The sequence below is a fragment of the Pedobacter sp. MC2016-14 genome, assembly GCF_020991475.1.
Taxonomy (GTDB): Bacteria; Bacteroidota; Bacteroidia; order Sphingobacteriales; family Sphingobacteriaceae; genus Pedobacter.
The window spans coordinates 251,220-264,540 of sequence record NZ_JAJMPA010000001.1; the positions used below are offsets into that span (position 1 = coordinate 251,220).

Annotated in this window: 10 protein-coding genes; 7 read left to right on the forward strand and 3 right to left on the reverse strand. The window is 41.0% G+C overall.

All coding sequences use genetic code 11. The features are described 5' to 3' along the window. Window positions 1-105 precede the first annotated feature (105 nt). From dxs to LPB86_RS00995, 3 genes are all read left to right on the forward strand, one after another. Window positions 106-2,034 carry a 1-deoxy-D-xylulose-5-phosphate synthase gene (gene dxs / locus LPB86_RS00985; protein WP_230640597.1) on the forward strand — a complete coding sequence of 643 codons (1,929 nt, stop codon included), beginning with the start codon at window positions 106-108 and terminating at the stop codon, window positions 2,032-2,034. Window positions 2,035-2,213: 179 nt separating this feature from the next. After that, on the forward strand, window positions 2,214-2,522 hold the full coding sequence (locus tag LPB86_RS00990) for a hypothetical protein (RefSeq protein ID WP_230640598.1): 309 nt from the start codon (window positions 2,214-2,216) through the stop codon (window positions 2,520-2,522). 89 nt (window positions 2,523-2,611) lie between these two features. Then, window positions 2,612-3,943: a sigma-54 dependent transcriptional regulator gene (locus LPB86_RS00995; RefSeq protein WP_230640599.1), complete on the forward strand. Its 1,332-nt coding sequence runs from the start codon at window positions 2,612-2,614 to the stop codon at window positions 3,941-3,943. Here the strand turns inward: LPB86_RS00995 and LPB86_RS01000 are convergent. The 3 genes from LPB86_RS01000 to glmS all read right to left on the reverse strand — a co-directional run bounded on the left by LPB86_RS01000 (window position 3,928) and on the right by glmS (window position 9,897). After that, window positions 3,928-6,456 (reverse strand): hybrid sensor histidine kinase/response regulator, encoded by a 2,529-nt coding sequence (locus LPB86_RS01000; protein ID WP_230640600.1) that lies wholly within the window; start codon window positions 6,454-6,456, stop codon window positions 3,928-3,930. The two genes, LPB86_RS00995 and LPB86_RS01000, sit on opposite strands and share 16 nt — an antisense overlap. 61 nt (window positions 6,457-6,517) lie before the next feature. After that, on the reverse strand, window positions 6,518-7,972 hold the full coding sequence (locus tag LPB86_RS01005) for a glycoside hydrolase family 30 beta sandwich domain-containing protein (RefSeq protein WP_230640601.1): 1,455 nt from the start codon (window positions 7,970-7,972) through the stop codon (window positions 6,518-6,520). A gap of 86 nt (window positions 7,973-8,058) precedes the next feature. Next, the gene (gene glmS, locus LPB86_RS01010) at window positions 8,059-9,897 is read right to left on the reverse strand and encodes a glutamine--fructose-6-phosphate transaminase (isomerizing) (protein ID WP_230640602.1); all 1,839 of its coding nucleotides are present in this window, start codon (window positions 9,895-9,897) and stop codon (window positions 8,059-8,061) included. Between the two features lie 183 nt (window positions 9,898-10,080). On the opposite strand from glmS, the gene LPB86_RS01015 reads away from it, so the two are divergent. The 4 genes from LPB86_RS01015 (at window position 10,081) to LPB86_RS01030 (ending at window position 13,320) form a co-directional block, all read left to right on the forward strand. After that, window positions 10,081-10,506 carry a hypothetical protein gene (locus LPB86_RS01015; RefSeq protein ID WP_230640603.1) on the forward strand — a complete coding sequence of 142 codons (426 nt, stop codon included), beginning with the start codon at window positions 10,081-10,083 and terminating at the stop codon, window positions 10,504-10,506. Window positions 10,507-10,537: 31 nt separating this feature from the next. After that, the gene (locus LPB86_RS01020; RefSeq protein ID WP_230640604.1) at window positions 10,538-10,879 is read left to right on the forward strand and encodes a sialate O-acetylesterase; all 342 of its coding nucleotides are present in this window, start codon (window positions 10,538-10,540) and stop codon (window positions 10,877-10,879) included. Window positions 10,880-11,224: 345 nt separating this feature from the next. Continuing rightward, window positions 11,225-12,079, forward strand: a complete 855-nt coding sequence (locus tag LPB86_RS01025; RefSeq protein WP_230640605.1) for a hypothetical protein — start codon at window positions 11,225-11,227, stop codon at window positions 12,077-12,079. A gap of 305 nt (window positions 12,080-12,384) precedes the next feature. Next, complete coding sequence (locus tag LPB86_RS01030; protein ID WP_230640606.1) at window positions 12,385-13,320, forward strand: ring-cleaving dioxygenase; 936 nt, start codon at window positions 12,385-12,387, stop codon at window positions 13,318-13,320. Window position 13,321: the final 1 nt, after the last annotated feature.

The window sequence follows — 13,321 nt, forward strand, 5'->3', positions numbered from 1 at the left end:
GTATAAATTTGTAAAATCACCTAACATCCTTCATTTTATATTAACATTACCTAATATATTAAACAAATTACCGTACTTTGTACCTCCCATTCTATTAATACCTACATGGAAGACATTAAAGGTCCATTATTACCAAACATTAATTATCCTGCTGATTTAAAGCAGTATAAAGAAGAAGATCTGGAACAGATTTGCCAGGAGCTCCGCCAGCATATCATTGATGTAGTGAGTGTTAATGGCGGGCATTTTGGCGCCAGCCTCGGTGTTGTTGAACTTACAGTTGCTTTACACTATACGCTAAATACACCCTATGATAAACTGGTTTGGGATGTAGGTCATCAGGCTTATGGACATAAAATCTTAACCGGTAGAAAATCTGCCTTCCATACCAACCGCATCCTTCATGGAATTAGTGGTTTTCCGAAAATCAGTGAAAGCGAATACGATACTTTCGGCGTAGGTCACTCTTCTACCTCTATTTCTGCCGCACTGGGCATGGCTGTAGCCTCTCACTATAAAGGCGAAAAGGACCGCCAGCATGTTGCTGTAATTGGCGATGGAGCTATGACCGCGGGACTGGCTTTTGAAGGGCTTAACCATGCAGGAATTGAAAACTCCAATCTTTTGGTAATCCTGAACGACAACTGCATGTCGATTGACCCTAATGTAGGCGCGCTTAAAGAATACTTAACCAGCATTACCACTTCAAAATCTTACAACAGGTTCAGAGATGACATTTCTAATGTACTGATTAAACTATCTGAACTTGGGCCAAATGCCCACAAGTTTGTAAAGAAGATTGAAAAAAGCATAAAAGGAAGTCTTTTAAAACAAAGCAACTTTTTTGAGGCCTTAAATTTTAGGTATTTCGGTCCGGTAGATGGTCACGATGTAAAAAACCTGGCAGCCATCATTAAGGATTTATCTGCCATACCTGGCCCAAAATTACTGCACTGCGTTACCGTTAAGGGTAAAGGTTTTGCACTGGCTGAAAAGGAACAAACCAAATGGCATGCGCCTGGTCTTTTTGATAAAATTACCGGGGAAATTAAAAAGTCTGTTCCCGAAAAACCACAGCCACCAAAATATCAGGATGTTTTTGGCCATACACTGGTTGAACTTGCCGAAGCAAATAAAAAAATTACGGGCATTACACCTGCTATGCCTTCCGGATCATCTATGAACATCATGATGAAGGCTATGCCTGATCGTGCATTTGATGTCGGCATTGCGGAACAGCACGCCGTTACGTTTTCTGCGGGACTGGCAACTCAGGGATTAGTACCTTTTTGTAATATCTATTCCAGTTTTATGCAAAGGGCTTACGATCAGGTTATTCATGACGTAGCCATACAAAACCTGAATGTGGTATTTTGCCTGGATCGTGCCGGTGTTTCCGGCGCAGATGGTGCTACTCATCATGGTGCTTACGACCTTGCCTATATGCGCTGCATCCCCAACATGACGGTTGCCGCACCTATGAATGAAGAGGAATTAAGAAATCTAATGTACACTGCTCAACTGGAGAACGCAGGGCCTTTCTCTATCCGTTATCCAAGAGGAAACGGAATGATGGTAGACTGGAAGCGTCCTTTTAAAGCATTGGAAAAAGGTAAAGGACGAAAAATATGTGATGGTGAAGACGTAGCCATCCTAACCATTGGCCATGTTGGGAATTTTGCTGTAGAAGCCTGCAAAGAGCTGAACAGTGAAGGAATTCATCCTGCACATTACGATATGCGTTTTGTAAAACCATTGGACGAAGCATTGCTGCACGACGTATTTAAAAGATATGGTACAGTAATTACCGTAGAGGATGGTTGTTTACAGGGAGGCATGGGTTCTGCCGTACTGGAGTTTATGGCCGATCACCAATACAATTCCAAAGTAATACGTCTGGGTATGCCAGATGAAGTAGTGGAACATGGCGAGCAGGCAGAGTTATGGGCCCTGTGCGGTTACGATACTGCGGCCATCATCACAACCGTTAAAAAAATAGCTGTAGGCAGGACTACAGCCACCGTAGCTTCCTAGCTGCAACAGGACAAACTCCACAAGCTGTGGAGTTTGTCTACACTTATATTTCCAGCCAACATTCCTACCCAACTTACAACCAATAACTTACAATTTATAATTTGTTTTGGCACCATTATGTAACCTTACCTGGCATAACACAAGAAAATCAAATTATTAAATTAAAAAATAAGTAAGTTATGAAAAAGTTCATTTTATCAGCAGCATTTTTAGCATTCGCAGGATTAACAGCAGTAAATGCAAACGAAGTAAAAACTCCGGTTACCATCATCGCTCAACAAGATAGCACCGTTAAAACTCCTGTTAAATTAGAGGAACTTCCAGAACCAGTTAAAGCTACTTTGTCATCAGACAAGTATAAAGAATGGATTCCTACCGCAGCATTTTTAGTTACTGCTGCAGACAAAACTGAGTGGTATCAAATTGATGTTAAAAAAGGCGAAGAAACTGCTTCTTTAAACATCGGTAAAGATGGTGTTGTAAAATAATAGCCCATAATAACAATTTAAATACCTTTATGAAAGCCGGATTTACTCCGGCTTTTGTATTTTTGCTACTTATCACCTTAACAGTACCTATGGCAAAAATACTAATTATTGAAGATGACCTGACTTTCTCTCAGTTATTAGAAGGTTTTTTGACCAAATACGGCCACAGCCCCATTGCTGTAAATGAGGTAAAAAAAAGCGTTAAAATCTTAGAAAACCAAAAGTTTGACTTGCTACTGGTAGATTACCGTCTGCCCGATGGCACCGGACTCGATGTACTTTCTTATTGCCGGGAAAAAGGACTGGCTATGCCTTTAATCATCATGACCAGCTTTAATGATGTGCGTACAGCCGTAAAATCTATCCAGCTTGGTGCAGTAGATTACATTACCAAACCAGTTAATCCCGATGAACTGTTAATGATCATCAATAATGCGCTGGAGGTAAAACCATCAACCGAGAAATCCGGCAAATCCGTACTTCCTGCAGATACCATCAAAGGGAACAGTACCACCGCAGATAAATTATACGAGCACCTTTCACTCGTGGCACCTACAGATATGTCTGTAATTATTCAGGGTGAAAGCGGAACAGGAAAAGAATATGCAGCACGGACCCTGCATCAGCAGAGTAAACGCAGCAACAAGCCCTTTGTAGCCATTGACTGCGGTGCACTTTCTAAAGAGCTTGCTGCAAGTGAATTGTTTGGACATGCTAAAGGTGCCTTTACCGGGGCATTAACTGATAAACGCGGACAATTTGAAGCCGCTAATGGTGGTACGCTATTTTTAGATGAAATCGGCAACCTCAGTTACGAAGTACAGGTAAAACTGCTTCGTGCCTTACAGGAAAGGGTTATACAACCAATTGGCAGCACTCAGAACATTGCTGTAGATGTAAGGATTATTGCAGCTACTAATGATGACCTCATTAACAGTGTATCCCAGGGCAATTTCAGGGAAGACCTGTATCATAGAATTAACGAATTTAAAATACAGCTTCCCGCATTGCGCGACCGCGGTAAAGACCTGGAGCTTTTCATAACCCACTTCATTAAAATTTCCAATACCGAACTTGACAGGAATGTGCAGCAACTTAGCGATGAAGCGAAAGGAATTTTAATGCAGTACGACTGGCCGGGCAACCTGCGCGAGTTGAAAAATGTAATTAAGCGAATGGTGCTGCTTAGCCCAGGAACAACAGCCGAAGCAAGTTCGCTACCAGATGAAATGATTATTGCCATTCACCAATCGCCAAAACCCAGTGGATCTGACCTCAAAGCAATTAACGAAGTAAACGAGAAGGCGCTGATCCTGGAAACCTTATTGAAGGTAAAATACAATAAATCTAAAGCGGCAAAATTGCTAAATATAGACCGTAAAACACTCTATAGTAAAATGGAGCGCTACGAAATTGAATAATCTGCTACCTGATGTAATAAGGTTTTAAGTTGGCCTAGAAGGGATTTAATTTCCTGAACCTGTGCTAAACCTGGTTTATCCATACCACCCATTTCTATTTCCATTTTCCTAAAACCTGCAGCCAGCTGCCTCGCACCCATCTGCGCAATCCGCCCTGCCAACCTGTGTAGCAGCAAAACCGTGTGGCCCGGATTAGGATGCTCAAGACATGCCAGCAACTCCTCTGCATCAGCAGCACTGTCCAAGGCAAATCGGTCTAAAATCTTTTGCAAAGCTTCCCGGTCACCAAAAGTCATCTTTTCCAAGCCAGAAGGATCAAATTCCACACCATCATTTGCAACCTCGGGAACAACCAATACTTCCTCTTCCTTAAATATAGACAGTATTTCATGCTCCCTAAACGGCTTCATGATTAAGCCATCAAAACCCTGATCCAACAAATAAGCACGTTCTTCCGGTAGTACTTGAGCCGTTATCGCATAAATACCCAGCTCAGGACCTGATTTCTTCCGCAGGATTTTGCAAAGTTCAATCCCGGACATTTCCGGCATACGGATATCCATCAGGATAAATTTAACATCAGGATCCCATTTGGCATTTAACAAAGCTAAAGGACTATTGAAACTTGTGTAGCTGATGTCGTTTTTCTCGAAAATAATGCTGCAAAGATCAAGGATCAATTGGTCATCATCTACTATCCAAACCTTTGATGAAGTTAAGGCTATGCCTGGCTGATATTTAACTATACTTCCCGCATCAGCACTTACCTGGTTAAACGTGAGGTAAACCGTAAAAACACTTCCGGCACCAACTTTACTGCTTACATAAATCCTTCCCCCTTGTTGTTCTACCAGAGATTTTACAATGGTCAACCCCAATCCCGTACCAGCCTGGTTCATCAGGTTCTTATCCGGATTTTCTGCCTGTTCAAATTCATTAAAAATATGCTGGGCATCCTCTTCACTAAAACCAATTCCTGTATCACTCACCCTAAAGGTAAAATGTAACTGACTACCCTGTTTTTTATAAAGGGCAGCTAATACCACTTCCCCTTCTTTGGTAAACTTAATGGCATTCCCCAACAGGTTAAACAAAATTTGTTTTAAACGAAAAGGATCACCTTCTACCTGAGCTATGCCCTGAAGCTGCAAATCTGTTTTAAGCTGTAAGGCTGGCACCGTACTAGCTGAAGAACCAACCTTTTGCGCTGCTTGCGGACGCATTACCGCCACAACCTCTTCTAACAGTGCAGGCATGCTAAACACCTGATTAGAAAAAGTGAATTTACCAGAAACAATCCTGTTATAGTCCAGTACTTCATTCACAATCTGCAGCAAGTGTTCTGCACTATGGTGTATCGCATCAAGATCTTTATGCTGCGGATGCTCCTGCTGTCTGATCATTTCCGAATAGCCAATAATGGATTGTAAAGGCGTTCGTATTTCATGACTCATGTTAGAAAGGAAACGTTGTTTAGCTTTTCCATGATATTCCGCCTCGTCCCTTGCCAGCTCCAACTCCTTTCTATATCGGTTACTGCGGGTAATGTCCGTTAAAATCAAATACAGCAAAATGACCATTAAAAAGAAGAACACCAGCATGATGATACTGATTCTGTTTATTCCAGTGCTCACTACACTTTTGGCCTGCAAACTATTCAATTCAATTTGCGCCACGGCCTCACTTTCCACTTTCCGCAATATGTTAAGCATTTGGTTAATCAGCAAGCCATTCGCCTCGGCCAATTCCGCTTCCTTGACCATAAACCGGGCACTTTTGAGTCGTTGTTCCTTCTCTATATTTTTTAAAGAAGCCTCCAGATCACGTACAATTTTTCCTTCTGCAGAAAGTGCGATGGTATCTCTCTTGATATTTTCTTCGTTGATGATTTTGTAAGGCTGCTCTGCCGCAGATTTCTTCCTCCCAAATAGCTTGCTAAAAAAGCCTCTTGGCTTCTGTTCCTCTTCTGTGGGGAAAATAGTGGTAGTAGATGTTTTCTTAATCGAAGTCACCACAGTGCTGTCAGACGGGTTGCTTTTTCTGCTGGTCAGGTCATTAAGCTTACGCACCTGCTCAGAGAAAGCCCTGTTGTTCACCAGTTTTTCCCTTTCCTTCAAATAATTCACAAATTGCTGGTCACGGAGCGTCAGCAAATGCCTGATGGACGCTATACGCCCAAGCTGCACTGTATCTTCCTGATAAAGGAAGCCCAAAGTATCCAGGGCCAGTCTAAGCTGCTTAGATTCCTGAAAAACTTTAGTATAATTACCAGGTGCCCTGCTGGCCTGTGTTTTTTGAAGCTGATCCATTCCAGAGATCTTCCTGGACAGCGAACTTACTATTCGGAGCCTTTCATTGGGTGCAGAAATGTTATCGACGGTAGCCAGCATCTCTTTAAATGCAATTCTGCTGACGGCCCAGGCCATAAATAAAGCAAAACAAGCCAAAAGTAAAGCCATAATGACTTTGCCCTTTATGGCCTGTATAAACTTTTGCTGTGCTCCTTTTACCATCTACCGCTTTTTACCAGGAATAAAGATAATAATGGTGCCAATTTTTTATTTACCGCACTAACTATTTTATCAGCAAGGTGGTAATCGAATGAGGCATACTGGTTGTAGCCGCTGCCTTACCCGCAATCCAAAGCGAGTATGGCAAAGGCTGATCCGTTTTATTCATCACAACCACCGCAACAGATCCGTCTGTATTTAAAAATGATGTAGTTAACAGCGCATCTCTACTCGAAGCACTGGAAATTCTTTTCGCACCCGGTCGAACAAATTTAGAAAACTGGCCAATGTAATAATACGCATTGGTATACATCAGTTTACCCGATTTTAAGTCAGCATGTACCGGAGCAAAACAGAAATTACCCACATGGTTAGGTCCTCCGTTTTCATCAAGCAAAATATTCCAGTCGGTCCAGGCAACAGTACCACTATTAAAATCATTGATCATTGAATATCCGTACTTTTCACCCAGAGACCAGTCGCCCAAACGGCTACGGTCGTACTTCTCCTCACAACCCTCGGTAAAAATCAGGCTTTTATCAGGGAAAGCCTCCGATACCCTTTTCAGGTTATCAAATTGCATTCCACTACCAGTCCAGGTTTCATACCAGTGAAAACCAATTCCCCATACATATTTAGCTGCTGCAGGATCATTTAAAATCGTACTCGCCCGCTGAAAAATCTGGTCACGGTTATGGTCCCAGGCAATCAGTTTCTTGCCGCCCAGGCCTCCATTAGCCAAAGTTGGCCCTAAAAAGTTTTTAATAAAATCCCTTTCCTCCTCCGCCGTCCAGATACAAGATTCCCATTTCTGTTTGGCCATTGGCTCATTTTGAACCGTTAAACCCCAGATAGGCATACCCATCGCTTCATATGTCTTAATAAATTTCACATAATGATTGGCCCAGCTCTGTCTAAATTCGGGCTTTAATTTACCACCCAGCAATAAATTATTGTTGTCTTTCATCCATGCCGGCGGACTCCATGGACTCACAAACAATGGCAGTTTACCACCTGCGGCAGCAATGGCCTGCTTAATCATAGGAATACGGTATTTCTCGTCGTGCTTTACATTGAAGGTTTTTAGCGCCACGTCGCCTTCAGCTACATAGCCGTAACTTTCGCTTGAAAAATCACTGCTGGCAATGGAAGTACGCAATAGCGTATAACCGATCCCTCTATTTTGATCGTAATAGCCAGTAAGTAATTCTTGTTGTGCCGCTTTAGGCAATTTCGCAAACGTCTCTGCTGATGCATCGGTAATTGCCGCTCCTATGCCCATAAAGGTCTGAAAGGTATGCGTAGGATCCACAAATACGCAGACATCAGTTTCCAGCGGCTGCTTAAAAGTAGTAAAGTTGAGTTTTTCAGTTTCCGAGATCCGGAGTTGAGTTTGAGCTGCTGTAGTGTATACCGTTACTGTTTTACCAGAAATAACAAAAGGTTTAGCCGTCGGTTTCTGTGCCTGCGATAGTGCTGCATTTGAAACCAACAAAGCCATTAAAAGAATTCTTTTCATTGCTTATTGATTAGGGCATGATTAGTGCTGGTTTCAAACTTAGCTCAATCTGTTAAAAAAACCGACAGCTAAAAGTAAAATAATTGTTATTCCACTGTTACAGACTTTGCCAGGTTTCTTGGCTGATCTACGTTACAGCCTCTTAATAAGGCAATATGGTAAGACAACAACTGCAAAGGGATAGTGGCCAATAATGGTAAAAATGCTTCACTGGAATCTGGTATCTCAATGCAATAATCTACCATGCCACGCACTTCCGTATCACCTTCAGTAACTATTGCAAGTACAATTCCTTTTCTTGCTTTTACTTCCTGGATATTGCTGATGACCTTTTCGTACGAAGAGTTTTTAGTTGCAATAACTACAACTGGCATTTCTTCATCAATCAGTGCAATAGGTCCGTGTTTCATTTCTGCGGCAGGATAACCTTCGGCATGGATATAAGAGATTTCTTTCAATTTCAATGCACCCTCAAGCGCTACCGGGAAACCACTACCACGACCTAAGAAAAGGCAGTTTCTCGAATCTTTAAACTTATGGGCAATCTCTTGAACCACATCATTAGATTGCAGAGCTTTATGAATTTTATCGGGAATATTATCTAGTTCAGTCAGCAGTTCAACGAGTTTGGTCTGGGTAAGCGTACCTTTCTGCTGTGCCATATAAAATGCCATGAGCGTAAGTACAGTTACCTGCGCAGTAAATGCCTTTGTAGAGGCCACTCCAATTTCCGGGCCTGCATGGGTATAAACACCAGCATGGGTAAGGCGCGGGATAGATGCACCTACCACATTACATACGCCAAATATCGTGGCACCACGTTCCTTCGCCATTTCAATAGCCGCCATAGTATCCGCAGTTTCTCCAGATTGAGAAATTGCTATAACCACATCCTTCTCGGTAATGATGGGGTTACGATACCTGAATTCAGAAGCATATTCTACCTCTACAGGAATCCGCGCATATTCTTCAATTAAATATTCACCCACAAGGCCGGCATGCCATGAAGTACCACAAGCTACAATAATAATCCGGTCAATATTTTTAAGCTTATCTGCATATTCTTTGATGCCACCGAGCTGTACCCGTCCTTCATTAGGATAAATACGACCTCTTAAGCAATCTCTGATAGAACGCGTTTGCTCAAATATCTCCTTCAACATAAAATGCTCGTAGCCGCCTTTTTCCAGTGCTTCAAGCTTAAGCTCCAGCTCCTGAATGTATGGCGTTTGCACCACATTATCCAATCGTTTAATCAACAATTCATTGCGTTTAACAAAAGCAATTTCATTGTCGTTCAAATAGATTACGTTTTTAGTATACTCTATAATAGGTGTAGCATCAGATGCGATAAAATATTCACCCTCACCTACACCAATTACCATCGGACTACCTTTACGGGCCGCAATTAGTTGATCGGGCTGCTCTTCATCCATCACAACAATGGCATATGCACCACTAACTTCCTGCAAGGCTAAGCGAACCGCTTCCAGTAAATCAACATTATCTGCTTTATAAATTTCTTCAATCAGGTGTATCAATACTTCGGTATCGGTATCACTGTTGAATATATGGCCCCTACTGCTTAATTCCTCTTTTAGGGTAGCATAATTTTCAATGATTCCATTGTGGATAATTGATAATCGGCCGTCATTAGAGGTATGCGGATGAGAGTTCCTGTCTGATGGTGCCCCGTGGGTAGCCCAACGGGTATGGCCCATGCCAATTGTTCCGGAGATATTTTTGCCTTCAGCAAAATTCTCCAGTTCAAGTACTTTACCTGCTTTCTTGTAAATATTTAAACCAGCATCGTTAATTAATGCAATACCTGCACTGTCGTACCCACGGTATTCCAGTCTTTTTAAGCCTTTTAACACAATTGGCCAAGCTTCCCTATAACCAATATAACCTACAATTCCACACATATTAATTCGGTAGTTGATATAAAATCCCCCGAAGTTAAAAAGTAAATGGGGGGAAGATGCAAAACTAGTAAATTAATCAGGAACAATCCGAGCAAAAAAAAATGACAATATATACTAATGTACTAGATTTTTTTTCTAATTTGTCGCTTGAACCTGTATGACTTTAAAAAGGGAAAAAAAATCATGCAACAAACCAAACCTACAACCACAACCGCAACCATTTTTCGCTGGATCCTTATGATCATCGGCTTCTATCTGTTTTATGTTTTTACCTACCTGCTCCTGGTAAGATCTATGCTATCGCAGTTATCGACATTTTTGTCGGCACCTGCCAGTTTTTGGTCTAATCTGTCTGGCGGAGATTTGTTTTGGTATTCAACCTATGTTTTATGCTGGCTCATAGTGCTCTATGTCATTACACAGTTTGTCACCTATGCCCCGCAGCGCAAAGTTGCCGCCTTAATTTATGCGGCACTGGTATTGATTTCTCTGGTCATTATGCTGGTGGCTTTGCCGGTTGACAATAAATTGCTGCCACATCTGTTCATCAATGGATCTTACCTCACGGTATTGCTGCTTTCTTTCTGGAAAAAACCAAATTTGGTTTAAGTATTTGATTTCTAAACAACCAATAATTCTTGTGCAGAAATTAAAACTGAAGAAATTACCAATAACATATAAAGGTGACCAGGCAACTGATACTCATCCGTACGACGATGCTTTGGTACGCATTAAAGCGGCTATGAAAACCGATCCTATTAGTGGCACCCTTTGGCTGCAAGGCGAATCTGACAGCAGACAAAATAATGCAAACGTGTATCTGGAAAAGCTAGTGGAGCTGATTGCACGTTTACGTAAGGAAACCAATCATCCAACATTACCTTTTGTTGCAGGAGAACTTGGCACCTACCGAAGCAATTATAAACTCATCAATAATGAATTGGCTAAGTTACCCGCAAAAGTTCCTTTTACTGCACTTTAGAACGCATATTCCCCTAGTGCAGAAAAAATACCTGAGGTAGATTTACCAGACGCAGCAAATGAAAAACGCTTGCGGTTGCAAAAAATCTTAAAATAATGGGCATGTCGGCTATCGCAATTTCAAGTGCAACAGTCTAACTATAGATGTTGTGGCAGGATTATAGAAAATTTATCCTCATCATTCGCTAATGCAAATAAAAGTATCATGTTAAAAGTAAAAACGACGGTATTGGCTATTTAAACGCGTGCTAGCCGTAGTATTTAAAAACTTACGGATATTCCTGAAAACATACGACTAATAGCGTCTCGGTGATTTACCTTTGGTTACGAATTAATTTATAATCATATGTTGATTATTGAAGAAGATCATTCCTTAATTTTAGAAGAAGGTTACGAGACTTATAATGTTAACCAGAAAGCCCAGTTTGATAAAGTATTCAGGGAAAATATGGAAATGACATTGCCAGGCCTTATTAAGGATGTACTTCATCTGCATGTCCATACGATTGAAGAAATCCCCGATAACCTTCAGCACACTAAAGAGCGTAAAGTAGACCTGCTTAAAAAGGTAATAGATGCAAATGGAAATATCTTTATTCTGCATGTGGAATACCAACGGGGTAATGACAGCGAGATAGCTCTGCGCATGGCTGAATATGCCATTATGCTGCAAAGAAAATATAAATTACCTGTGCTGCAGTTTCTGATTTATATTGGTTCAGCTGAACCTGTAATGCCAACCAGAATTGATACGGCCTACATGCATTTCTGGTTTAATATGATCCCGCTCTCCACAATTGATTACAAAGTTTTTTTAAGTTCTGATCGTTTGGAGCAGCGTATGCTCGCTTTGTTAGGCAATTTTAATGGGGATGATCCTAAATTATTGCTGGAGAAAATTTTGGATGATATTGAGGCCCAGGATCTCGGGGAACTGGCTAAAGGCAAATGCCGCAAGCAGCTGCGGGTACTATTGGAATTACGTAATTTTGAAGAAATCATAAAAGAAGATATGGAACTAGGACCAATATTTGAAATTGAAAGAGACATTCTCTACATCAGGGGAGAAAGAAAGGGCAAGCTTGCAGGTGAGTTAAAAGGTAAGCTTGAAACAGCGAAAGGAATGAAATCAGAAAATTTATCTTTTGATCTTATTTCTAAAATTACAGGCCTTGCAGTTGATGAAATAAAAAGACTTTAATGCACAACTGAATTGAAAGATACTAAAAGGCAACTGCAATCAACTTTTTTATTTAGGTGATTTTGCAGCCAGAACTTTATACTGTTGCAGCTTTTGTAGAAATTGCTGTGGCACGTATACATATTACCTCCTTGCATACATAATGGCAAACAACACCACAAAACTGGTCTACGCTAAAAAAAACCACTAATTAACGTTTCTTACCTTACATCAATTTCCAGCCCAAAGCTTCGCCGTAAATTTGAATCAACAAAGAAAAGCTAATAACAGTAAAACTTACTGAACAAATTAAAACATAGAAGACAATGGAAAATAAAATTTTAGGCCTGCACCACATCACTGCTATTGCAGGTAACGCAAAAAAAAATCACGATTTTTATACAAGGGTTCTTGGATTGAGGTTGATCAAAAAAACGGTAAATTTTGATGACCCAAACACCTATCATTTATATTATGGTGACGAGGTGGGCACACCTGGAACCATCCTGACCTTTTTTCCATGGGAAGGCATTGCTCCGGGTAGAAGAGGAACAAGACAAGTTAGTGAGATCGGCTATTCTGTACCTGAAAACAGTTTGGATTTCTGGTTGAAAAGATTTGAAGACAACAACATCATTTACAATAAAACGGCAGAAAAATTTGGCGAACAATATTTGACCTTTCTTGATCCTGATGGATTGAAATTTGAATTGATTGTAGGTAAAAATGCTGACAACCGTACACCTTGGGAAACTCCTGAAATTACGGCTGCAAATGCAACCAGGGGATTTCACAATGTAACCATTGCAGCCAATAAAATACAGGCAACAGCAGATGTGCTGACAGATATTTTGGGATACAGCTTGCAGGAACAACATGTAAACCGTTACCGTTTTGCAACGGATACCGTAGGAAACGGCAATTTAATTGACCTTGTTGAAACGCCGGGCGAAGGTGTTGGGCATGTTGCCGGTGGTTCAGTACACCATGTGGCTTTCCGTGTTAAAGATGAACAAACACTAATGGAATACCATGATTTGATTGCGGCCAAAGGATTGAACATTACGCAGAAAATTGACCGTAATTATTTCTATTCTTTGTATTTCCGTGAACCAGGTGGTGTACTTTTTGAAATTGCAACTGACAACCCAGGCTTTTCTGTAGATGAAAGCGTATCGGAATTGGGTACAAATTTAAAATTGCCTGCTCAATATGAGAGCAATAGAGCGGCTATTGAAATCAATTTACCAAGTTTAACTTAAT